The organism is Helicobacter pylori, from assembly GCF_002832345.1.
Classification (GTDB): Bacteria; Campylobacterota; Campylobacteria; order Campylobacterales; family Helicobacteraceae; genus Helicobacter; species Helicobacter pylori_CP.
On the sequence record NZ_PHLZ01000011.1, the window covers coordinates 1 to 23,464 of the forward strand.

At 39.4% G+C, this 23,464-nt stretch carries 24 protein-coding genes and 1 pseudogene; 21 read left to right on the plus strand and 4 right to left on the minus strand.

Going from position 1 to position 23,464, the window contains the following annotated elements:
* Window positions 1-191, plus strand: a 191-nt coding sequence (locus CXY28_RS04240; RefSeq protein WP_157819743.1) for a DUF3519 domain-containing protein, incomplete at its 5' end; no start/stop codon positions are given.
* A gap of 891 nt (window positions 192-1,082) precedes the next feature.
* The gene (locus CXY28_RS08890) at window positions 1,083-1,217 is read left to right on the plus strand and encodes a hypothetical protein (protein WP_015644171.1); all 135 of its coding nucleotides are present in this window, start codon (window positions 1,083-1,085) and stop codon (window positions 1,215-1,217) included.
* A gap of 156 nt (window positions 1,218-1,373) precedes the next feature.
* Here the strand turns inward: CXY28_RS08890 and CXY28_RS04255 are convergent, their stop codons facing one another.
* Window positions 1,374-2,105 carry an NYN domain-containing protein gene (locus CXY28_RS04255; RefSeq protein WP_000646766.1) on the minus strand — a complete coding sequence of 244 codons (732 nt, stop codon included), beginning with the start codon at window positions 2,103-2,105 and terminating at the stop codon, window positions 1,374-1,376.
* Between the two features lie 131 nt (window positions 2,106-2,236).
* Here CXY28_RS04255 and ruvC point away from each other — a divergent pair, with 131 nt between their 5' ends.
* Complete coding sequence (gene ruvC, locus CXY28_RS04260) at window positions 2,237-2,710, plus strand: crossover junction endodeoxyribonuclease RuvC (RefSeq protein ID WP_001221145.1); 474 nt, start codon at window positions 2,237-2,239, stop codon at window positions 2,708-2,710.
* Here the strand turns inward: ruvC and CXY28_RS04265 are convergent, their stop codons facing one another.
* Window positions 2,711-5,086: a TonB-dependent receptor gene (locus CXY28_RS04265; protein ID WP_100979581.1), complete on the minus strand. Its 2,376-nt coding sequence runs from the start codon at window positions 5,084-5,086 to the stop codon at window positions 2,711-2,713.
* A 324-nt stretch (window positions 5,087-5,410) separates the two neighbouring features.
* On the opposite strand from CXY28_RS04265, the gene CXY28_RS04270 reads away from it, so the two are divergent.
* The 3 genes from CXY28_RS04270 (at window position 5,411) to CXY28_RS04280 (ending at window position 8,250) form a co-directional block, all read left to right on the plus strand.
* Window positions 5,411-6,928, plus strand: coding sequence for a catalase (locus CXY28_RS04270; protein WP_100979583.1), 1,518 nt, complete (start codon window positions 5,411-5,413; stop codon window positions 6,926-6,928).
* A 144-nt stretch (window positions 6,929-7,072) separates the two neighbouring features.
* Window positions 7,073-7,948 carry a twin-arginine translocation signal domain-containing protein gene (locus CXY28_RS04275; protein ID WP_100979585.1) on the plus strand — a complete coding sequence of 292 codons (876 nt, stop codon included), beginning with the start codon at window positions 7,073-7,075 and terminating at the stop codon, window positions 7,946-7,948.
* A gap of 86 nt (window positions 7,949-8,034) precedes the next feature.
* Window positions 8,035-8,250, plus strand: coding sequence for a hypothetical protein (locus CXY28_RS04280; protein ID WP_001206523.1), 216 nt, complete (start codon window positions 8,035-8,037; stop codon window positions 8,248-8,250).
* A gap of 52 nt (window positions 8,251-8,302) precedes the next feature.
* Here CXY28_RS04280 and CXY28_RS04285 read toward each other — a convergent pair whose 3' ends face one another.
* The gene (locus CXY28_RS04285; protein WP_100979587.1) at window positions 8,303-8,632 is read right to left on the minus strand and encodes a zinc ribbon domain-containing protein YjdM; all 330 of its coding nucleotides are present in this window, start codon (window positions 8,630-8,632) and stop codon (window positions 8,303-8,305) included.
* Between the two features lie 267 nt (window positions 8,633-8,899).
* Between CXY28_RS04285 and cdh the strand changes: the two are divergent.
* The 15 genes and pseudogenes from cdh to gmhA all read left to right on the plus strand — a co-directional run bounded on the left by cdh (window position 8,900) and on the right by gmhA (window position 22,182).
* Window positions 8,900-9,717: pseudogene (gene cdh / locus CXY28_RS04295) on the plus strand (CDP-diacylglycerol diphosphatase).
* A gap of 207 nt (window positions 9,718-9,924) precedes the next feature.
* Window positions 9,925-12,081, plus strand: coding sequence for a flagellar hook protein FlgE (gene flgE, locus CXY28_RS04300; protein WP_000946407.1), 2,157 nt, complete (start codon window positions 9,925-9,927; stop codon window positions 12,079-12,081).
* Window positions 12,082-12,139: 58 nt separating this feature from the next.
* The gene (gene hypA, locus CXY28_RS04305; protein WP_000545282.1) at window positions 12,140-12,493 is read left to right on the plus strand and encodes a hydrogenase/urease nickel incorporation protein HypA; all 354 of its coding nucleotides are present in this window, start codon (window positions 12,140-12,142) and stop codon (window positions 12,491-12,493) included.
* Window positions 12,494-12,499: 6 nt separating this feature from the next.
* A complete protein-coding gene (gene mua / locus CXY28_RS04310) occupies window positions 12,500-12,961 on the plus strand; it encodes a nickel-binding protein Mua (protein WP_100979591.1) in 462 nt (153 codons plus the stop codon).
* On the plus strand, window positions 12,961-14,043 hold the full coding sequence (gene lpxB, locus CXY28_RS04315; RefSeq protein WP_100979593.1) for a lipid-A-disaccharide synthase: 1,083 nt from the start codon (window positions 12,961-12,963) through the stop codon (window positions 14,041-14,043). The genes mua and lpxB overlap by 1 nt, the downstream gene beginning before the upstream one ends.
* 40 nt (window positions 14,044-14,083) lie before the next feature.
* Window positions 14,084-14,578 (plus strand): transcription elongation factor GreA, encoded by a 495-nt coding sequence (gene greA, locus CXY28_RS04320; RefSeq protein WP_001031335.1) that lies wholly within the window; start codon window positions 14,084-14,086, stop codon window positions 14,576-14,578.
* Window positions 14,568-15,005 carry a dUTP diphosphatase gene (dut, locus tag CXY28_RS04325; protein ID WP_024118393.1) on the plus strand — a complete coding sequence of 146 codons (438 nt, stop codon included), beginning with the start codon at window positions 14,568-14,570 and terminating at the stop codon, window positions 15,003-15,005. Before greA ends, dut begins: the two co-directional genes overlap by 11 nt.
* On the plus strand, window positions 15,002-15,658 hold the full coding sequence (locus CXY28_RS04330; RefSeq protein ID WP_100979595.1) for a hypothetical protein: 657 nt from the start codon (window positions 15,002-15,004) through the stop codon (window positions 15,656-15,658). Before dut ends, CXY28_RS04330 begins: the two co-directional genes overlap by 4 nt.
* 4 nt (window positions 15,659-15,662) lie before the next feature.
* Window positions 15,663-17,285, plus strand: a complete 1,623-nt coding sequence (gene pgbB, locus CXY28_RS04335) for a plasminogen-binding protein PgbB (RefSeq protein ID WP_100979597.1) — start codon at window positions 15,663-15,665, stop codon at window positions 17,283-17,285.
* Between the two features lie 4 nt (window positions 17,286-17,289).
* Window positions 17,290-17,961 (plus strand): type III pantothenate kinase, encoded by a 672-nt coding sequence (locus CXY28_RS04340; RefSeq protein ID WP_100972317.1) that lies wholly within the window; start codon window positions 17,290-17,292, stop codon window positions 17,959-17,961.
* Window positions 17,952-18,710, plus strand: coding sequence for a sulfite exporter TauE/SafE family protein (locus CXY28_RS04345; protein ID WP_100979600.1), 759 nt, complete (start codon window positions 17,952-17,954; stop codon window positions 18,708-18,710). Before CXY28_RS04340 ends, CXY28_RS04345 begins: the two co-directional genes overlap by 10 nt.
* Entirely contained in the window at window positions 18,697-19,221 is a 525-nt protein-coding gene (gmhB, locus tag CXY28_RS04350; protein WP_198542430.1) for a D-glycero-beta-D-manno-heptose 1,7-bisphosphate 7-phosphatase, read from the plus strand. Before CXY28_RS04345 ends, gmhB begins: the two co-directional genes overlap by 14 nt.
* 9 nt (window positions 19,222-19,230) lie before the next feature.
* The gene (rfaD, locus tag CXY28_RS04355; protein WP_100979601.1) at window positions 19,231-20,223 is read left to right on the plus strand and encodes an ADP-glyceromanno-heptose 6-epimerase; all 993 of its coding nucleotides are present in this window, start codon (window positions 19,231-19,233) and stop codon (window positions 20,221-20,223) included.
* A complete protein-coding gene (gene rfaE1 / locus CXY28_RS04360; protein WP_100979603.1) occupies window positions 20,220-21,611 on the plus strand; it encodes a D-glycero-beta-D-manno-heptose-7-phosphate kinase in 1,392 nt (463 codons plus the stop codon). Before rfaD ends, rfaE1 begins: the two co-directional genes overlap by 4 nt.
* Window positions 21,604-22,182 (plus strand): D-sedoheptulose 7-phosphate isomerase, encoded by a 579-nt coding sequence (gmhA, locus tag CXY28_RS04365; RefSeq protein WP_100977465.1) that lies wholly within the window; start codon window positions 21,604-21,606, stop codon window positions 22,180-22,182. Before rfaE1 ends, gmhA begins: the two co-directional genes overlap by 8 nt.
* A 166-nt stretch (window positions 22,183-22,348) precedes the next feature.
* Here gmhA and CXY28_RS04370 read toward each other — a convergent pair whose 3' ends face one another.
* A complete protein-coding gene (locus CXY28_RS04370) occupies window positions 22,349-23,326 on the minus strand; it encodes a GMP reductase (protein ID WP_198542606.1) in 978 nt (325 codons plus the stop codon).
* Window positions 23,327-23,464 lie beyond the last annotated feature (138 nt).

The following is a 23,464-nucleotide window of genomic DNA, read 5'->3' on the forward strand; positions in this document are numbered from 1 at the left end:
ATGAACCTAATCCTACACAAAAAGATTTAATAGATCAAGAGGATTTATTAAAAACAAGCGAAAATTTAAACGAAACCACACCAAACGCTAAAAATTTAAGCCCACTTGAACAAGCCAACGCTGAAAAACATGAGTTAACGCTAAAAACAATGCAAAAAATGCATAAAACGAAGCATAAAATGAAATTATAAGGATAGTGTAGCCCATAGAAAAACATTAGCAAAATCTCAGAATAGCAATTAAACATTAGTTATGAGCTGAGTGCTAGACATATTTGATAAAGCTAATGTGCTTTGAAACTTTAACATAAAAAATTAAACACAAGGAGTAAGGAATGAAAAGCATTAAAAAGCCTCACCTTGACCATACACAAGCCCTTGCGTCTTATGTGTCAGGGTCTATTGGCACACTCAAAGTGTTTTTAGTATGGGTTAGAAAGTTATTCTCCAACCCATGCCTTGACAATATTAGCACAAAAATATTAAATAATAGAAAGAGTGAATTAGTTTTAAAAACGATGTCCAAGAGTACGGAGATTATAAGAATAACAAGGCTTATAAAGAATTTTCAAGCACCGGACTCAATACTAAAGTAAAGGTTCAGCCACAGGTCGAGTTCCCATGGTGGTGCTAAAAAGAACAATACTTAAAAAACTTTAACAAGTCAAGGGGTAAAAAATGAATTAATCTTAAAAACGATGCATCAATCAAAGCTTTAATACAAGACACCAAACCCTCTAAGGGGCAACCATAGGTTGAGTTCCTATAACGATGTCTGTAAGAATGCTACCATAAAAACCCTAACAAAGTCAAATAACGACCTAAACCTTTTCAAGGAGAACGCAAGGAGAATGAATGAAAACAAAAAATGATGTTAAAGCAGAGATTGACAAGGCGGACATTATCCACTCTTTCATTCCGCAGGCAAGAACGCTTAAAGAATAAGCCAATGGAGTGGGCTTGCATTGAAACTATAAAACAAAAACTTTAAAAAGTCAAGAAATGAAAGAAAGCGAACTCAATAGCTACAATCAAATCATAGAAGAAGCGAGAAGGATAATGGATAAGGCGAATCATTAAAGAGTGAGTGGGTTATTAAGCTATGAAGTGGATAAATCAAGGAATGGGCTAACTCAGTCGCCTTTAGCGCCAAATTACAAAGGGAAAGATACTAATCCCCTAAACCTTGATAACCCTAATCCTACCACAAAAGAATAAGCAAGGCAATAAACTACCCAACCCAGTCAGTATGAGAAAAATAAGCCTAAAAACCCCTTTAAAAATTTTGGCTTTGTTTTAATCAAATGCCAATAATTGAGTTTTTAAAAAATGATTTTTTAAACCCTATAAAAATGAAATAACCCTTTTTATGGTTTAGTTTAAAGCCCAGTTGGTTTTAGTGAGATTTTCTCTGATGGAAAAAAGCTTGTCTTTGACTTCGTTACTGCTCAATTTCCTCACTTTATCCGAATTGTATTTCAAGTCCTGGCTAAGAAGAGACAATCTGTTAGACAAATCGGCAATATCCACCCTTAGCCCCTCATCTCTGGCTAATTTGAGTGCGGGGATTAGATCCGTATCTTTTGAAAATATCAAAATCCTATCGGCTATTTTTTTAAAGGCTATTCTTTGAATGTCAAGACCCATGAGCATATCCACCTGTTTTTGTTCCAATAACGCTCTATAACTCCCATCAAACTCCACTCTTATTGCGTTTAACTTAGTCCTCCCTAACCTTAATTCCACTTGATCCAATGAAGCCAAATCGTGTTGGAAATTTTCCACATCGCTATAAATCTTCTCCCATTTAGTCGCTTCACTGCTTTGTAAGATTTCTTCAATGTCGTTGCTCGTGAAGATTTTCATTTCTGTTCCCGGATTTTTTTCATTTTGGAGGGTGTCATTCCTTTTATCCCATAACGCATGTTCAAAATCAAAGGGTGGGGTGGTATAAAAGTAAATACGACTGATCCATTCATCATCTAGTAAAAAAGCTCTGATAGTAACGATCACATCTAAAGCGATATTGTAATTAACGCACTTTGTTTGTTTAATATCGCGCCTGAAATTCTCCCAATCCACTAGTATGATTGTGTTTGCTTTCATTTATTGCTCCCTTATTTATATGCTAAATTTTTTAAAAATTCTTAATGCAATCTTGTATTTTGCACCAACAAGAAACATGGATATAATAATAGCGTTTTTTAAACCTTGCAATTAAATAATAGGAATGATTGATGCGTATTTTAGGAATAGACCCAGGCAGCAGGAAATGCGGGTATGCTATCATTTCTCACGCTTCTAACAAGCTTTCTTTAATCACGGCCGGGTTCATTAATATCACCACGACACGCTTGCAAGAACAGATTTTAGATTTGATAGAAGCCTTAGATTGTTTATTGGATCGTTACGAAGTCAATGAGGTAGCGATTGAAGATATTTTCTTTGCGTATAACCCTAAAAGCGTGATCAAACTCGCGCAATTCAGGGGGGCGTTGTCTTTAAAGATTTTAGAAAGGATTGGCAATTTTAGCGAATACACGCCCCTACAAGTCAAAAAAGCCCTGACCGGTAACGGGAAAGCCGCTAAAGAGCAAGTGGCCTTTATGGTCAAACGCTTGCTTAACATCGCAAGCGAAATCAAGCCTTTGGATATTAGCGATGCGATAGCCGTTGCTATCACGCATGCACAACGCTTAAAGCTCCACTAACTACCATTTGTAAGCCACTTCAAAACGCGCGTTAAAACCAGGCTCTGCGATCGCTCTTTTAATAGCGTCAGTGCCTGGCATATCCGGGCTCATGACATAGGGGCTTGTTTGATCCACATAGAACTTGTTGAAAATGTTATTAAACACGGCTGAAAGCAACAAACCTTTCCAACGGCTTTTGGTTTTAGGACTCCAATTGATATAAAAATTACTCACGCCATAGCCCGGTTTATGCATATGCACTAACCCTAATTTAGATCCGCATTTGGCTAAATCGGTAGGGGTTTTGGGTTTCTCAGCCGTCCCATAATCAGGCAAGTAAATATCAAACCCGCAATAATCCAAACCGGTAACAAAGCGGCTAAGCCATGCAAGATTGATCCCTGTTTTTGGAATGGTGTAATCCAATTTGATGATAAAAACATTACCGGTGCTTGCGGCAAGCTCGTAGCTGTCCGCCATTAAATACCCCCTAGTGGTGGGCCAAGTGCGCGAGATCCCCACATTCAAACTCACGCCCTTGTATCTAAAAGTCCCACCCACTTCATAGCCATAAATACGAATCGCTTGATTTAAATTGGTTACAATCAAATTTTGCGCGTATTGGGAGATGAAATTATCCAAAGCTTGATAAAACGTCGCAGCCCTCCCGCTAAAATACTGGCTTGAATAATCAATATTAAATTCAGCGTTAGAGCCCACTTCAGGCTTGATATTTTTAGCGTATCGCAAATCGTTTTGGCGCATATACACGCCATCTCCTGGCATAACCCCCCTTGTAACTTGAGAATAAGTGATTTTTAAAGATAGTGGCTCAATGGGGCTTATCACAAGAGCCGCGCTAGGGCTAAAGCCTTGAGTGTAGCGGTGGTTCCAATCTTTATCATAAAGCGTGTATGCATCCCACCTCACCCCAGCTCCAAAAGTGATGATTTTATGAGGCGCATAATTCGCTTGCACATAGCCTCCATAAATATTCCCGTTCGCTTTCCCTCTTTGGCATAAAGTAGGGTCATTGGGGTTATTATCCACAAGAGAGCAAGCGATTTGTTTTTGCCCTTTATCATCAGTATAGACTTGATTAGGCCTGTATAATTCTGATTTAGGGATGCGAGCGTCAAAAACGCTTAAATTTTGGTAATTGAATCCGTATTCAAAAAGGCTGTCTGTGGCTTCATCAATCACATGCGCGACTTTAAGGTTTAATCCGGTGTTGTTTAAAAACAGATTTCTAGGCTGTGAGCTTGGTTTATCCACATCTGAAAAGCTTGGGGTGCAATACCCGCCTTCCACGCATGGGTAATTTTCTCTTTCCCATGCACTCGCTAAAGAAGTGGGGAATTTAGCATAAACGCCATTAGGATCAAATAGAGGATCAAACTGAGCGTTCCTGATGCTTGTATAAAGGGTAAAATCCAATCGTGGGTCGCCAAAAGAATTTCCCGCTTCCCTTTTATATTGTAAGGAAAGATTGTTAGCGCTATTAATAGAGTGATACAAATACCTTGTGAAACTATCTAACACATTAGGACACCCTTGAGCGCCATCAGGACTAAAAGGGGCTTCACAAGGATAGGCTAACCCAATAGCGTTGCTCCTTAAGGGGCGTGTGGCGTTATCTCGTGTCATGTTCCAGCTGAAAGTGAGCGTGTCTCTGTCGCTCAAATAACCATTCATTTTAATCAAAGCGTTGTTTTGCTCGCTAGGGGTTCCTGGCTCTTTATCGGCTTGTGTGGGATTGAAAAGGTTTTTCATCGCTGTGGCGCCGCTTCTATAATAGAAAATATTTTGGTGCGTGTAGTAAGCGATAATATCAAAATGCGCGCTCTGATAGGCCGATCTAAAAGTCTCTCGATCGCCAAAATTGGTATAAAAACTCACCGCCCCACTTGCTGCATAATTTTTCCCCCTAGGGATAAAATCAGCCGCTCCTTTAGTCTCCATTTTAATCACGCCCGCAATCGCTCCTGGCCCTGCACTCGCATTAGCCGCGCCTTTGGTAACTTCCACGCTTTTGAGCATGCCAGGGTCAATCACGGTGTTGCCTTGGTGGTGGTAGATATTGCCATTTTGCGCAGCCCCATCCACCGTAACCCTTAAAAGCCTGTCTTCAATGCCTCTCACATAGATTTTCTGCCCCATCACGCTCCCTCCGCCCACATTCACATCAGGATTAGTCCTAAACAAGTCTTTGACTTCATTGCTTTGGCGTTGATCCAATTCTTTAGAAGTTACTTTAAACTCATTGTTGTAAGTGAAAATCCTTTTAGCTTGGGTGGTAACCTTATTTAAAGTGCGCTCCTCGCTATAGCAAGTCTCAGCGAGTAGGGGGAAACATAAAGCGTATCTAAGCTTTGTGTATGATCTTAAAAACATCCAACAACTCTCCTTAATCTAAAAATTTAAAAAAAAAAAAAAAAAAAAAAAAAAAAAAACAAAATCCGTCAATACATTGAGATAGAATAGTATGATAATTATTATTAAAACCAGATTAAAAATAAAATTTTGTTTTTAATCTTTATTATTTTCATTAATTGTTACAAATAGAAATACTTAAGGAGGTTTTTCATTCTTAAAAAAAGGATTTTTTAAGGAAATTGAATCTTGTTAGTCTTTGTATAACAAATTATGTAATAATCACCACAAGTAATCGGCTTAGTGTTAGATTACGAAGTTTTGAAACCAAATAAAGGAAAGAATATGGTTAATAAAGATGTGAAACAAACCACTGCTTTTGGCGCTCCCGTTTGGGATGACAACAATGTGATTACGGCTGGTCCTAGAGGTCCTGTTTTATTACAAAGCACTTGGTTTTTGGAAAAGTTAGCGGCGTTTGACAGAGAAAGGATCCCTGAAAGGGTGGTGCATGCTAAAGGAAGCGGGGCTTATGGCACTTTCACTGTGACTAAAGACATCACTAAATACACTAAAGCGAAAATTTTCTCTAAAGTGGGCAAAAAAACCGAATGCTTTTTCAGATTTTCCACTGTGGCTGGTGAAAGAGGCAGTGCGGATGCGGTAAGAGACCCAAGAGGTTTTGCGATGAAGTATTACACTGAAGAAGGTAACTGGGATTTAGTAGGGAACAACACGCCTGTTTTCTTTATCCGTGATGCGATCAAATTCCCTGATTTCATCCACACTCAAAAACGAGATCCTCAAACCAATTTGCCTAACCACGATATGGTGTGGGATTTTTGGAGTAATGTTCCTGAAAGCTTATACCAAGTAACATGGGTTATGAGCGATAGAGGTATTCCTAAATCTTTCCGCCACATGGATGGTTTTGGCAGCCACACTTTCAGTCTTATCAACGCTAAGGGCGAACGCTTTTGGGTGAAATTCCACTTTCACACCATGCAAGGCGTTAAGCACTTGACTAACGAAGAAGCCGCAGAAATCAGAAAGCATGATCCTGATTCCAATCAAAGGGATTTATTCGAGGCGATCGCTAGAGGGGATTTCCCAAAATGGAAATTGAGCATTCAAGTGATGCCAGAAGAGGATGCTAAGAAGTATCGATTCCATCCGTTTGATGTCACTAAAATTTGGTATACCCAAGATTATCCGTTGATGGAAGTGGGCATTGTAGAGTTGAATAAAAATCCTGAAAACTATTTCGCAGAAGTGGAGCAAGCGGCATTCACTCCGGCTAATGTCGTTCCTGGAATTGGCTATAGCCCTGATAGGATGTTACAAGGGCGCTTGTTCTCTTATGGGGACACACACCGCTACCGCTTAGGGGTTAATTACCCTCAAATACCGGTTAATAAGCCAAGATGCCCGTTCCACTCTTCTAGCAGAGATGGTTACATGCAAAATGGGTATTACGGCTCTTTACAAAACTATACGCCTAGCTCATTGCCTGGCTATAAAGAAGATAAGAGTGCGAGGGATCCTAAGTTCAACTTAGCTCATATTGAGAAAGAGTTTGAAGTGTGGAATTGGGATTACAGAGCTGATGACAGCGATTACTACACCCAACCAGGTGATTACTACCGCTCATTGCCAGCTGATGAAAAAGAAAGGTTGCATGACACTATTGGAGAGTCTTTAGCTCATGTTACCCATAAGGAAATTGTGGATAAACAATTGGAGCATTTCAAGAAAGCTGACCCCAAATACGCTGAGGGAGTTAAAAAAGCTCTTGAAAAACACCAAAAAATGATGAAAGACATGCATGGAAAAGACATGCACCACACAAAAAAGAAAAAGTAACCCTTTTCTTTAAGCGTTCTTATTTTTTAGGAACGCTTTGTCTTTCAAAATTTAGGTTTTTGGATACTCATCAATCTTTTGGTGGTGTGTCCTATTTTTTCATTCATTCAACGAATTTAAAAATTACAATAAAGAGTTATAGTTATGAAACGAAGGGATTTTATTAAAACGACTGCTTTAGGCGCTACAGGTGCTGTTTTAGGAGTACAGATTTTGCAGGCAGAAGAAAGCAAAGGGAGTGTTGCAAAATATAAAATAGAAGCTCAATACAGCATTGATTTTGATTCTGCAGAACACACTTCACTTTTCATTCCCATGCCGAGTGTTGTAGCGAGTAATGTGCATTTACAAGGCAATCATGCCAGCCATAAAAGCATGCTCAATTTTGGAGTGCCTTATTTGCAAGTGGATTTTTTAAAAAGCGTTCAAAAAAAGCAAGTCCATTTGTCTTATGAGATCGCTAGCTATCAATTGAATGAGCGTTTGTTTGAAACGAGCGATTTTGTAGCAATGGGGCGTTATGAAAGAGACGATGCGAGCGTGGCTAACATTGCCAATCAGCTCAAGGGAACAACCCCTAAAGAAAGCGTTCGCAATTTTTATGCGTTCATCAAGCATGACATGCCTAAGAGACAGAAGGCTTTAGAGGGTAAAGAAAATTTGCCTAAGCGTGAGAGTTTGCCTTGGTTTGCAACCATTTCAAAAGAGAGCATGTTTGTGTCCTTATGCCATGCATGTGGGATTAAAAGCGCTGAAGTGCAAGGCTTGAAACTGGGTCAAAACAGCGTGGTGAAAAACGCTCCTAGAGTGGAAGTGTATTTGAAAGATTCATTTCTAGCGTTTGATTTTCAAAATAATCACAAGGAAGTTTTTATCCCGTTGAATCGCCATAAAGACATGCAGTTAGATTCTGCCTTATTGGCGACTTTTGGCGATGCCTTTGCCCTTGTGGATGGTAGGGATTTAGGCAATTACGAGAGCAAACTTTTTGAAAAAAGAGTGTCCTATACGATTGTCTAAAGGCATGAAATTTAGGAATATTCCTTGGTAGCGGGCTTTCCTTTTTAGGGAGAGTTTGCAAAAAGGGTTTATAAAGGGTTGTCTTTATGCGAGAATTTTTTAAGAAACTTGGCACAGAATACGCTTCTAAGCTGTTTTTGGTTTATTGGCTTAGATGGATGTTGAGCGCGTTGGTGATGCTACCTTTTATGGAGGTTTTTTATTATTTCAATTTTCCGTTGTGGCTCAATCTTTTCTTGGGGCAAACCATTGGAGCGGTGATTTTTTTCAAGCTGGATAAGTTGATTTTTTCTAAAAAATGATTTTTACAAGCTTAAAAAGCCACTAAGTTTTTTCTTAAGCTTTTGTATTTTCCTAAGCTTTTTTGAGAAATTCAGATTTTAAAGACAGGCTCTGCCCTTCTATTTTACAATCCACATTGTGATCGCTATTGACAAGTTTGATATTTTTGATTTTGGTGCCTTTTTTAAGCACTAAAGATGAACCTTTAACCTTTAAATCCTTAATGAGAATGACCGAGTCCCCATTTTGTAAAAGATTATTATGGCAATCTTTAACGATCAATTCTTCATTATTAACTTCATTTTCATTCCACTCATACAAACAGCTAAAGCAAACCAATTGCGTGCCATCATGGTAGGTGTAGGCGTCGTTGCATTTAGGGCATGGGGGTAAATCTTGCATGATAATTATCCTTATCGTGGTGTTAGTGCTACCATGTTATCTAAAGCAAGGTTATAAAACGCTTTATTTTGACAAGTATCAATCCCCTAAGATCGCATGACGAAAAATTACCACCTGATTAGAGCAAGCTATTTAATTTTTTAAAAAAATCTTTTAGCTTTTTTAATGTTATCAATTTAAGTTTTTCTCGTTGGTATTCAAAAAGCTCTTTTTAAAAATAGGTTACTAAATGTTACTAATAAGTTAAAATTTATTAAAATAATCATAATGATTAAAGATTTTAACCGCTATTGTAGAAAAATAACGAGAGGGTTTGTAAAAACTCTCATTAAAAACAAGGAGCAAAAAAGATGAAAAAAGCGGGCTTTCTTTTTTTAGCGGTGGTAGCTATCGCTGTTATGAGTTTAAACGCTAAAGATCCAAATGTGTTGCGTAAGATTGTTTTTGAGAAATGTTTGCCCAATTATGAGAAAAATCAAAATCCTTCGCCATGCATAGAAGTCAAACCCGATGCCGGCTATGTGGTTTTAAAAGATATTAACGGCCCGTTGCAATATTTGTTGATGCCAACAACTCACATTAGCGGTATTGAAAGCCCTTTGCTGCTTGATCCCTCTACGCCTAACTTTTTTTATTTATCATGGCAAGCGCGTGATTTTATGAGTAAAAAATACGGAAAACCCATTCCTGATAGCGCGATTTCTTTGACGATTAACTCTAGCAAAGGGCGATCGCAAAACCATTTTCATATCCATATCTCTTGCATTAGCCTTGATGCACGCAAACAGCTGGATAATAACCTAAAAAAAATCAACAGCCGTTGGTCGCCATTATCAGGTGGCTTGAACGGGCATAAATATTTGGCGCGTCGGGTAACAGAGAGCGAATTGGCGCAAAAAAGCCCCTTTATCATGCTTGCTAAAGAAGCGCCTAATGCGCATAAACGCATGGGAGACTATGGCTTGGCGGTGGTGCAACAAAGCGATAACTCCTTTGTCTTGTTAGCGACACAATTTAACCCATTGACTTCCAATCGCGCTTCAGCCGAAGAGATTCAAGATCATGAATGTGCGATTTTGCGTTAAAGCGAGTTAGGTTCTTAAATTTGAGCGATGACCTTTAAAAAGCGTTATGGGGGTAGTGTTACAAAACCCCCTATCCCCTTATGAATTTGACCGATCTTTTTGATTGATAAAACTTAAAATCCGCAACCAATCATTCTAAAAAGCTATTTAGGAACAACTTTTGCTTTATTTTGCATAGATTGAATTTCTTTAAATTAAAGGATAACCATGCTTAGGTCTTTATGGTCTGGTGTCAATGGGATGCAAGCCCACCAAATCGCTTTGGATATTGAGAGTAATAATATTGCGAATGTGAATACCACCGGGTTTAAATATTCTAGGGCTTCTTTTGTGGATATGCTCTCTCAAGTCAAACTCATCGCTACCGCGCCCTATAAAAACGGGTTGGCAGGGCAGAATGACTTTTCTGTGGGGCTTGGGGTAGGCGTGGATGCGACGACTAAAATCTTTTCGCAAGGCAATATCCAAAACACAGATGTCAAAACCGATCTAGCGATTCAGGGCGATGGCTTTTTTATTATTAGCCCTGATAGGGGGATCACGCGCAATTTCACTAGAGATGGGGAGTTTCTTTTTGACTCGCAAGGGAGTTTGGTTACCACCGGCGGGCTTGTGGTGCAAGGGTGGGTGAGAAACGGGAGCGATACCGGCAATAAAGGGAGCGATACGGACGCTTTAAAAGTGGATAACACAGGCCCTTTAGAAAACATCAGAATTGATCCAGGAATGGTGATGCCAGCCAGAGCGAGTAACCGCATTTCTATGAGAGCGAATTTAAATGCTGGAAGGCATGCCGATCAAACAGCAGCGATATTCGCTTTGGATTCTTCAGCCAAAACCCCTTCAGATGGCATTAATCCGGTGTATGATTCAGGCACGAATCTAGCTCAAGTCGCCGAAGACATGGGATCTTTATACAATGAAGATGGCGACGCTCTTTTATTGAATGAAAACCAAGGGATTTGGGTGAGCTATAAGAGCGCGAAAATGGTCAAAGACATCCTCCCTTCTGCAGAAAACAGCACGCTTGAGTTGAATGGGGTTAAGATTTCTTTCACGAACGATTCAGCGGTGAGCAGGACTTCAAGCTTAGTAGCGGCGAAAAATGCGATCAATGCGGTCAAAAGCCAAACGGGCATTGAAGCTTATTTGGACGGCAAGCAATTGCGTTTGGAAAACACCAATGAATTAGACGGCGATGAAAAGCTTAAAAACATTGTGGTCACTCAAGCCGGAACCGGGGCGTTCGCTAACTTTTTAGACGGCGATAAAGATGTAACGGCTTTCAAATACAGCTACACGCATTCTATCAGCCCTAATGCGGATATTGGGCAGTTTAGGACCACTGAAGACTTGCGCGCCTTAATCCAGCATGACGCTAATATCGTAAAAGATCCTAGTTTAGCGGACAATTACCAAGACTCAGCCGCTTCTATAGGAGTTACTGTCAACCAATACGGCATGTTTGAAATCAATAATAAAGACAATAAAAATGTCATTAAAGAAAATCTTAATATCTTTGTGAGCGGGTATTCTTCAGACAGCGTAACGAACAATGTTTTGTTTAAAAACGCGATGAAAGGGCTTAATACCGCTTCTTTGATTGAAGGGGGAGCGTCAGCGAGCAGTTCTAAATTCACCCACGCTACGCATGCGACAAGCATTGATGTGATAGACAGCTTAGGCACTAAACACGCCATGCGCATTGAGTTTTATAGGAGTGGGGGAGCGGAATGGAATTTTAGGGTGATCGTGCCTGAGCCTGGGGAATTAGTAGGGGGGTCAGCGGCTAGGCCTAATGTGTTTGAAGGAGGCCGTTTGCATTTTAATAACGATGGATCGCTTGCAGGCATGAACCCGCCTCTTTTGCAATTTGACCCTAAAAATGGCGCTGATGCCCCCCAACGCATCAATTTAGCCTTTGGTTCCTCAGGGAGTTTTGATGGGCTAACAAGCGTGGATAAGATTTCTGAAACGTATGCGATTGAGCAAAACGGCTATCAAGCGGGCGATTTGATGGATGTCCGCTTTGATTCAGACGGGGTGCTTTTAGGAGCGTTCAGTAATGGCAGGACTTTAGCGCTCGCTCAAGTGGCTTTAGCGAATTTCGCTAACGATGCGGGCTTACAGGCTTTGGGCGGGAATGTCTTTTCTCAAACCGGAAACTCAGGGCAAGCTTTAATCGGCGCGGCTAATACGGGGCGTAGGGGTTCAATTTCAGGATCCAAACTGGAGTCTAGTAATGTGGATTTGAGCCGGAGTTTAACGAATTTGATTGTGGTTCAAAGGGGGTTTCAAGCGAACTCTAAAGCGGTAACCACATCTGATCAAATCCTTAACACCCTATTGAATCTCAAGCAATAAACCAAAGGATTACTCTAATACAATATAATAGGGGCTAATTTAAAGATTAAGGTTTAGCATGCATGAATACTCGGTCGTTTCTTCTTTAATCGCTCTTTGCGAAGAGCATGCGAAGAAAAATCAAGCCCATAAGATTGAAAGAGTCGTGGTCGGTATTGGTGAAAGAAGTGCTATGGATAAGAGCTTGTTTGTGAGCGCGTTTGAGACTTTTAGAGAAGAATCTTTGGTGTGTAAAGACGCTATTTTAGACATTGTAGATGAAAAGGTTGAATTAGAATGCAAGGATTGTTCGCATGTTTTTAAGCCTAACGCCCTAGATTATGGGGTATGCGAGAAATGCCACAGCAAGAATGTAGTCATCACTCAAGGCAATGAAATGCGTTTGTTGTCTTTAGAAATGTTAGCGGAATAAAAACCGATGCAAGAAGAATTGAACGCTTACCAGCAAGAAATTGAAGACACTAGAGGAGTTTTAAAAAAAATCCGTTTGGAATTGAAGAAAGTCCAAGAAATTTTGCGTAAGAAAAAGAGCACTTTAAAAGGTCTGAAGCAAGAAATCTATCAAAAAAAATCAGAAAAAGAAAACTCCCGCTCAAACAAGGAAACGCAAAATACAGAAGAAGAATGGATTTTCCCTAAAGCCCTTGAAGAAGTGGAGGTTTTCACTAGTGATAATCAGGTTATCATGGCAAAACCAAGCAAGCGCGTGTTTGGTGAAGGGATTTACTTGCAATACCGCAGCGTTTTGCGCGAAAACAGGCTTTTAAAAAACCATCTCTCTAAAAAAGATTTTGAAAATTCGTTGCTCAAAATTGAACTAAGGGATTTGCATAAAGAAATCAAGCTCTATCAAGTCCAAAACCTTTTGAAAGACAAATAATGCCCACGATTTTAGTGAGCGCTTTAGAAGCGAGCTCTAATGCGCATTTAGAGGAATTACGCCAAAATTTGCCTGAAGATTATCGTTTTATTGGGGTGTTTGAAAGCAAAGAAGCGCTCTATAGCCCTAGGGAATTTTCTATCATGGGTTTTAGAGATGTGATAAGCCGTTTGGGGTTTTTACTCAAAGCCCATAAAGAAATGGTCCAATTAGCCAAACAAGCGGATATGGTGCTTTTAATGGATTCTTCTTCTTTCAATATCCCCCTAGCCAAAAAAATCAAAAAACAAGATCCGCATAAAAAAATCATGTATTATATTTTACCGCAAGTTTGGGCATGGAAAAAATGGCGCGCTAAAAGCCTTGAAAAATACTGCGATTTTTTGGGAGCGATTTTGCCTTTTGAAGTGAGCTATTACCAAAAAAAAGCCCAATATGTAGGACACCCTTTATTAGATGAAATTAAATATTATAAAAAAGATATTAAGGGCGAAACTCTAGTGTTTATGCCAGGAAGCCGAAAAAGCGAAATCGCTAAAATGTTCCCTTTGTTTGTCAAAGCGGCTCAAATTTTAGAACAAAACGAAGGGTTTAAAAGGCGTGTGTTAGTGGTGCCAAGTTTTTTTAAGGGGTTGGATTTGAAAGCCCTTTATGGAGAAGACATTGAATTATTTGAAATTTCTTATGATGCGCATAAGAGTTTGTTTGAAGCGGAATTTGCGTTCATTTGCAGCGGCACAGCGACTTTAGAGGCCGCTTTGATTGGCACGCCTTTTGTGTTAGCGTATAGGGCTAAAACGATGGATTTTTTGATCGCTAGAATGCTTGTCAATTTGCATTATATAGGACTCGCTAATATTTTTTATAACGCCTTAAATGATGAAACTCCAGGGCTTGGGGAGAGCCAATTGCACCCGGAATTAATCCAGCATTTTTTGAGCGTAGAGGGTTTGTTAAAAGCGTATAAAGAAATGGACAGAGAACGCTATTTTAAAGAAAGTTTGAGATTAAGGGAATATTTAAAACATGGGAGCGCGAGAAAAGTCGCCGAAGAGATGGCTTTTTTGCTGAATTTAACTTAATTTTTACTATAATCTCTACTGAATAAGCTTAGGAGATTAAATGAATAAAGAACCTATGAGTATGCATGGATACAATAAGATTTGTGCGGAATTAAAGCAATTAAAAGAGGTGGAACGGCCTAATATTGTGAAAGAAATTGATATTGCTAGAGGGCATGGGGACTTGAAAGAAAACGCTGAATACCATGCCGCTAAAGAAAAACAACGCTTCATTGAAGCGAGGATTGTGGATTTGAGCGAGATTATTTCTAACGCTCAAGTGATTGATCCGAGCGTTTTAGCCCATAATAAAGTGAGTTTTGGCAGCACGATCAAAATCCTTAATTTGGATAACGATAAAGAGTTTTCTTATACGATAGTAGGGAGCGTGGAGAGCGATCCGGCTAAAGGGTTGATCTCTTTTGGTTCGCCGATCGCTAAGAGCTTGATCGGTAAGAGCAAGGGTGATGCGGTGAGCATTCAATTGCCTAATGGCGAGAGCGATTTTGAAATTTTAGACATTTATTATAAAGAGATTTGTTTTGATGAAAATTAAAATCCAAAAAATCCACCCAAACGCCCTTATCCCTGAATACCAAACCGAGGGTTCTTCAGGCTTTGATTTGCATGCGGTAGAAGAAGTAGTGATCAAACCTCATAGCGTGGGGTTGGTGAAAATAGGGATTTGTTTGTCTTTAGAAGTGGGGTATGAATTGCAGGTGCGCACCCGTAGCGGTCTAGCGTTGAATCATCAGGTGATGGTGTTAAATTCCCCTGGCACGGTGGATAATGATTATAGGGGCGAAATTAAGGTGATTTTAGCGAATTTGAGCGATAAAGATTTTAAAGTCCAGGTAGGGGATAGGATCGCTCAAGGGGTGGTTCAAAAAACTTATAAAGCCGAATTTATAGAATGCGAACAATTAGATGAAACTTCAAGGGGGAGCGGGGGGTTTGGTAGCACGGGAGTGAGCAAGGCATGAGTATTAAGGAAAATTTAGAGCAGGTTAAAAGCGAATTTAAAAGCGATGAAAAGCTTTTAGAGGGGGCGTTTAGATTAGAAAAATTTTTCAAACGCTACAAGTGGGTGTTGTTGTTTATTGTGGTGGCTTTTATCGCTTATTTAGGGGATACAAAATTACAAGATTATAAGCATGAGCAAACGAGAGAGCGGATCACTCAAATTTATAATGAAGTGCTAGAGAGTCCTAATAATATAGCCTTGCAAAAAAGATTGAAAGAAATCGCCCCAGAGTTGTATGACTTGTATCAGTTCGCCAGAGCGAGTGAGAGAAACGATGCAAACGAGTTTAAAAGGCTTTCGCAATCTTCTAATGAAGTCGTTAAAGCGTTTGCCAAATATTCTTACGCATCGCTCTCTAGAGATAAAAACTTGCTTGAAAAAAGCCCCATTCTCAAAGAAATGAGCGCTTTACAAGAAGTGAACTTGTTGTATGAAGAAAATTCTAAAGACGCGATTAAAAAAGCGCATCAAAGTTTATCAACTATCCCTCTAAGTTCTTCACTCTATGCTATAATCTCTGTTTTAAAACATTATGGAATGTTAGAAGATATTCAACAAAACCCTTCCAAACCAACCAATCTAAAAAAAGAAACCATTCAAGGAACGCATTGATTTGATGAACAAACCATTTTTAATCTTACTCATAGCCCTAATTGCCTTTAGCGGCTGTAACATGAGAAAATACTTCAAACCCGCTAAACACCAAATTAAAGGCGAAGCGTATTTCCCTAACCATTTGCAAGAAAGTATCGTTTCGTCTAATCGTTATGGAGCCATTTTAAAAAATGGAGCGGTTATAGGCGATAAAGGTTTAACGCAGTTAAGAATCGGTAAGAATTTCAATTATGAAAGCAGTTTTTTAAATGAGAGTCAAGGGTTTTTCATCCTTGCGCAAGATTGTTTGAACAAGATTGATAAAAAAACAAGCAAAAACAAGGTGGCTAAGACTGAAGAAACGGAATTGAAATTAAAGGGCGTTGAAGCGGAAGTCCAAGATAAAGTCTGTCATCAAGTGGAATTGATTAGCAATAACCCTAACGCTAGCCAACAATCCATCATTATTCCCTTGGAAACTTTTGCCTTGAGCGCGAGCGTTAAGGGGAATCTTTTAGCGGTGGTGTTAGCGGACAATTCAGCGAATTTATACGACATCACTTCTCAAAAATTGCTTTTTAGTGAGAAAGGTTCCCCAAGCACCACGATCAATTCTTTGATGGCGATGCCTATTTTTATGGATACGGTCGTGGTATTCCCCATGCTAGATGGGCGCTTGTTAGTCGTGGATTATGTGCATGGAAACCCTACGCCTATTAGAAACATTGTTATCAGCAGCGATAAGTTTTTTAACAATATCACTTACCTTATCGTAGATGGCAATAACATGATCGCTTCTACAGGGAAAAGGATTTTGTCAGTGGTGAGCGGTCAAGAGTTCAATTACGATGGGGATATTGTGGATTTGCTTTATGATAAGGGGACTTTATACGTGCTCACGCTAGATGGGCAGATCTTGCAAATGGATAAGAGTTTGAGGGAATTAAACAGCGTGAAACTGCCTTTCGCTTCGCTCAACACGATTGTATTAAACCATAATAAATTGTATTCTTTAGAAAAGCGTGGGTATGTGATAGAGGTGGATTTGAATGATTTTGATTCGTATAATGTCTATAAAACACCAACTATAGGTAGTTTTAAGTTTTTTTCATCCAATCGTTTGGATAAAGGGGTGTTTTATGATAAAAATCGGGTGTATTATGATCGCTACTATTTAGATTATAATGATTTTAAACCAAAACTTTATCCTGTTGTAGAAAAACCGGCATCTAAAAAATCTCAAAAAGGCGAAAAAGGGAACGCTCCTATTTATTTGCAAGAAAGGCATAAAGCTAAAGAAAAGCCTTTAGAAGAAAATAAAGTTAAGCCAAGAAATAGTGGGTTTGAAGAAGAAGTTAAAACCAGAAGGCCTGAGCCTATTAAGGATCAAAATAACGCTATCCAACAAGGCGAAACAAAAAACAATGAAAGTAAAAACGCTCCTGTTTTAAAAGAGAACGCCGCTAAAAAAGAAGCACCAAAACCAAGTTCTAAAGAAGAAAAACGCCGCTTGAAAGAAGAAAAGAAAAAAGCCAAAGCCGAACAAAGAGCGAGAGAATTTGAACAAAGAGCGAGAGAACATCAAGAAAGAGATGAAAAAGAGCTTGAAGAAAGAAGAAAAGCTTTAGAAATGAATAAGAAGTGAGTCTATGCCAGCTAGGCGATCTTTTAAAGATTTGAAAAACCTGGTTTTATGCGATATAGGCAACACGCGCATCCATTTCACACAAAACTACCAGCTCTTTTCAAGCGCTAAAGAAGATTTAAAGCGTTTGGGTATTCAAAAGGAAATTTTTTACATTAGCGTGAATGAAGAAAATGAAAAAGCCCTTTTAAATTGTTACCCTAACGCTAAAAATATTGCAGGGTTTTTTCATTTAGAAACCGACTATGTAGGGCTTGGGATAGACCGGCAAATGGCATGTTTAGCGCTAAATAATGGCGTGGTGGTGGATGCGGGGAGCGCGATTACGATTGATTTAGTCAAAGAGGGCAAGCATTTAGGAGGGTGTATTTTGCCCGGTTTAGCCCAATATATTCATGCGTATAAAAAAAGCGCTAAAATTTTAGAGCAACCTTTCAAAGCCTTAGATTCTTTAGAAGTTTTACCTAAAAACACTAGAGACGCTGTGAATTACGGCATGATTTTGAGTGTCATTGCTTGTATCCAGCATTTAGCCAAAGATCAAAAAATCTATCTTTGTGGGGGCGATGCGAAGTATTTGAGTGCGTTTTTACCCCATTCTGTTTGCAAGGAGCGTTTGGTTTTTGACGGGATGGAAATCGCTCTTAAAAAAGCAGGGATACTAGAATGCAAATGATGCAGAATTTGAGTTTTTTGGGCATGTTTTTAGCCGCTTTGAGCATGTCCTTAGGGCATTGTGTGGGCATGTGTGGGGGGATTGTGAGCGCGTTTAGTCAAATAAGATTTTCTAAAATTACGAGCTTTTCTTACCAGCTCACTTGCCATGCCCTTTATAATATAGGAAGGATCAGCACCTACATGCTCTTAGGGGCTATAACGGCAGGTTTAGGGCATAGTCTTAGCGTGAGCATGGGTTTTAGAGGCGTTTTATTGATGAGCATGGGAGTTGTTTTAATCCTTTTAGCGCTCTTGGGATCTAAAGTGGAAAAATTAAGCTTTCAAATCCCTTTCATCTCTTTTTTGATGAAAAAAACCTTGCAATCTCAAAACATTCTAGGGCTGTATTTTTTAGGCGTGTTGAACGGGTTTTTACCTTGCATGATGGTGTATTCGTTTTTAGCGAGCGTGATTCTCAGTCATAGCGCATTTATGGGAGCGATGCTAGGCCTTTCTTTTGGGCTTGGCACCAGCGTGCCGTTGTTTTTAATGGGGATTTTTTTAAGCAAAATTTCCATTTCTTACAGGAAATTTTTCAATCTTTTGTCTAAAAGTTTAATGGGGGTTTTTGGGCTTTATGTCCTTTATATGGGGATCATGCTCATTAGCCACCAAACACCCCATGCAATGCACCACCAAAGCGATATGATGCACCATCAAAATAATGCTACACCACAGCAAGAGGGTTATTTTCATGATCACCACTAACAAAGCCCTTTTTTTAGACAGAGACGGCATTATCAATATTGATAAAGGCTATGTGAGTCAAAAAGAAGATTTTGAGTTTCAAAAAGGGATTTTTGAATTGCTAAAGCATGCGAAATCTTTAGGCTACAAACTGCTTTTAATCACCAACCAATCCGGGATCAACCGAGGCTATTACACCCTTAAAGATTTTGAAAACCTCACCCAATACCTCCAAGAAAGCTTGCTCAAAGAATTAGGTTTTAATTTGGATGGCGTCTATTTTTGCAGGCACGCCCCAGAAGAAAATTGCGCTTGCAGGAAGCCAAAGCCCTTTTTGATTTTACAAGCCGCTAAAGAGCATCAAATTTGCTTGGAGCAATCTTTTATGATAGGCGATAAAGAGAGTGACATGTTAGCCGGCTTGAACGCTAAAGTTAAAAATAACCTTTTATTGAGTGCAAATTTTTTAAAAACTCCTCATTCTTGGATACAATGTAAAGATCTTAAAGAGATGATTGATTGGATTAAATAAGGATAAATCATGCGTTATATTGATGATGGATTAGAAAATCAAACGATTTTAATCACCGGTGGGGCTGGCTTTGTAGGCAGTAATCTGGCCTTTTATTTTCAAGAGAACCACCCTAAAGCTAAAGTGGTCATTTTGGATAAATTCCGCAGTAACACACTCTCTAGTAATAACCGCCCGAGTTCTTTAGGGCATTTTAAGAATTTGATCGGTTTTAAGGGCGAAGTGATCACGGCTGATATTAATAACCCTTTAGATTTAAGGCGTTTAGAAAAATTGCATTTTGATTATTTGTTCCACCAAGCGGCTGTCTCTGATACGACCATGCTCAATCAAGAATTAGTGATGAAAACCAATTATCAGGCTTTTTTAAACCTTTTAGAAATCGCTCGCTCCAAAAAGGCTAAAGTGATTTACGCTTCTTCAGCGGGCGTTTATGGCAACACCAAAGCCCCCAATGTGGTGGGCTCAAACGAAAGCCCTGAAAATGTTTATGGCTTTTCCAAGCTTTGCATGGACGAATTTGTCCTCTCTCATTCAAATGACAATATTCAAGTGGGCTTAAGGTATTTTAATGTCTATGGGCCTAGGGAATTTTATAAAGAAAAAACCGCTTCTATGATCTTACAGCTCGCCTTAGGCGCGATGGCGTTTAAGGAAGTCAAGCTTTTTGAATTTGGCGAGCAATTAAGGGATTTTGTCTATATTGAAGATGTGATCCAAGCGAATGTGAAAGCGATGAAGGCTCAAAAAAGCGGGGTTTATAATGTGGGCTATTCGCAAGCCAGAAGTTATAATGAAATCGTTAGCATTTTAAAAGAGCATTTAGGGGATTTTAAAGTAACTTATATCAAAAACCCTTACGCTTTTTTCCAAAAGCACACCCAAGCGCATATTGAACCCGCTATTTTGGATTTGGATTACACCCCTTTATACGATTTAGAAAGCGGTATTAAAGATTATTTGCCCCATATCCATGCGATTTTTAAAGAACAGCGCGCATGAAAAAAATCTTAGTCATAGGCGATCTGATCGCTGATTATTATTTGTGGGGGAAGAGCGAACGCCTTTCTCCTGAAGCCCCTGTGCCTGTTTTAGAAGTCAAAAAAGAGAGTAAGAATTTAGGCGGAGCGGCCAATGTGGCTAATAACCTTATCTCTTTAAAAGCTAAAGTCTTTTTATGTGGGGTGGTGGGCGATGATTTAGAGGGCAAGCATTTCATTAGCGCTTTAAAAACAAGAGGGATTGACACTTCAGGCGTCTTAATAGATAAAACCCGTTGCACCACGCTTAAGACGCGCATCATCGCACAAAACCAGCAAATCGCGCGCGTGGATAAGGAAATCAAAGACCCCTTAAACGCTGATTTAAGAAAAAGACTTTTAGATTTTTTCACAGAAAAAATCCAAGAAATAGATGGCGTTATCCTTTCAGATTACAATAAGGGCGTGTTGGATTTTGAACTCACTCAAACAATGATCGCTCTAGCCAACCAACACCACAAGCTCATTTTATGCGACCCTAAAGGGAAAGATTATAGCAAATATTCTCATGCGAGTTTGATCACGCCCAATCGTTTTGAATTAGAGCATGCGCTCCATTTGAAGTTAGACAGCCATGCGAATTTATCAAAAGCGCTCCAAATCTTAAAAGAAACTTATCAAATCGCTATGCCTTTAGTTACTTTGAGCGAACAAGGCATCGCTTTTTTAGAAAAAGGCGAGCTAGTCAATTGCCCCACTATCGCTAAAGAGGTTTATGATGTAACTGGGGCAGGCGATACGGTGATCGCGTCTTTAACGCTCTCTTTATTAGAATCGATGAGCCTAAAAGATGCTTGCGAGTTTGCCAATGCGGCTGCGGCGGTGGTGGTGGGTAAAATGGGGAGCGCGTTAGCGAGTTTAGAAGAAATCGCTTTGATTTTAAACCAAACGCACCCCAAAATCCTCCCTTTAGAAAAGCTGTTAGAAACTTTAGAACACCATCAGCAAAAAATCGTTTTCACCAATGGCTGTTTTGATCTCCTCCATAAAGGGCATGCGAGTTATTTGCAAAAGGCTAAAGCTTTAGGGGATATTCTCATTGTGGGGTTAAATAGCGACGCTTCCGTTAAAAGGCTTAAAGGGGATAAACGTCCCATAGTGAGCGAAAAAGACAGAGCGTTTCTTTTAGCGAGTTTGTCTTGCGTGGATTATGTCGTGGTGTTTGAAGAAGACACGCCAATCAAATTAATTCAAGCCCTAAAGCCTGATATTTTAGTCAAGGGAGCGGACTATCTCAATAAAGAAGTCATAGGGAGCGAGTTTGCTAAAGAAACCCACTTGATGGAGTTTGGAGAAGGTTATTCCACAAGCGCCATCATAGAAAAAATTAAAAGGACATGCAATGATTGATGATTTGATTAAAAAAGAATTTTTAGCCCATAAGGAAGCGTTAGAAAAAAGTTTAGAGAATTTGCAAGAAGCGTTAAAACAAAGCGTTCGTCTTTTGATAGAAACTTTAGAAAATCAAGGGAAAATCCTTATTTGCGGTAATGGGGGGAGCGCTAGCGATGCGCAGCATTTTGCCGCTGAATTGACCGGGCGCTATAAACTAGAAAGGAAAGGCTTGAGCGCCTTAAGTTTAAGCACCGATACCTCAGCTCTTACCGCTATTGCGAACGATTATGGTTATGAAGAAGTGTTTGCCAGACAAGTAGAAGCGCTAGGGAATAAAGAAGATATTTTAATAGGGATTTCTACAAGCGGTAATTCCAAAAATGTCCTAAAAGCTTATGAAAAAGCCAAAGATTTAGGGATGAAAACGCTTAGCTTAGCGGGGCGTGATGGGGGGAAAATGAAGCCTTTAAGCGATATGGCTTTGATTGTCCCTAGCGATGATACCCCACGAATCCAAGAAATGCACATTCTTATGATCCACATCTTATGCGATTGCATTGAAAGGCATTTCGCTCATAAAAATTGAATTCAAAGGCTATACGCTTGAATTTAAAAAAAAAAAAAAATGATCCTACAAGAAATGAGAATAAAGAAAGGATTAAAAACAACAAAAACCCAAGTCAAAGCAAATGGCTTGAAAAATAGGTTGAAAACCCTTTTTTCTGTCTTCGCTTTTGTTCCATTGATCTTTTTTAGATCGTATCCCCATTGAAAATTGAATTTTTCACAATCACATAATCCACTTTTCGGATCGCTTCAAGGTCTCTCCCACCTGCATAGGAGATTGAAGATTGCAAATCTTGATGCATTTCAATCAGCGTGTCTTTTAACGAGCCTTTATGTTGGATCCAAATTTTCTTACCTTCAACATTTTTCTTTTCACCTTTTTGGAATTCTGATGCCGAACCGAAATATTCTTTGTATGCGATACCATTTTCTATTTTTGTTTCTCCAGATGATTCTTCATGCCCTGCAAAAAGCGAGCCAATCATTACCATTGTCGCGCCAAAGCGTATTGATTTTGCAATATCGCCATGCGTGCGGATGCCACCATCTGCAATAATGGGCTTTCTTGCTGCTTTAGCGCACCATCTAAGAGCCGCCAGTTGCCAACCACCCGTACCAAAGCCTGTTTTGATTTTAGTGATACACACTTTCCCAGGTCCAATGCCAACTTTTGTAGCGTCAGCACCGGCGTTCTCTAATTCACGGACTGCTTCTGGCGTGCCAACATTCCCAGCAATCACAAAAGTTTCGGGCAAATGCGTTTTGATGCGTTGGATCATTTCAATGACAGAATTTGAATGGCCATGCGCAATATCGATTGTGATATAGTCTGGCGTTAATCCTTGTTTGGCTAACTCTTCTATCAAAAGATATTCTTCCTTTTTCACCCCAACGCTGATCGAACTGATCCATTGGCGTTCTTTCATCTTTTTGACAAACGGGATTCTTGCCGATCCATTAAAGCGGTGCATGATGTAGAAATAGCCATTTTCTGCTAGGAATTCTGCGATTGAGTCGTTGATGATTGTTTGCATGTTGGCTGGGACTATGGGCATTTTAAATGCGTGTTTGCCTAGAATAACGGTCGTATCGCACTCTGAACGGCTATTCACGATGCATTTATTAGGAATGAGTTGGACATCTTCGTAATCAAATACTTTCAATGACTTGATCCTTTTTTGCTTTAAAACATTATTTTTACCTTAAATTGAATAAAAAATCAAGAGAAATGATATAGGCTCGATCAAATTTTGGGCGTCAAAGACCTTACAGATAACCATAATAAGCAAGGGTTACAATAT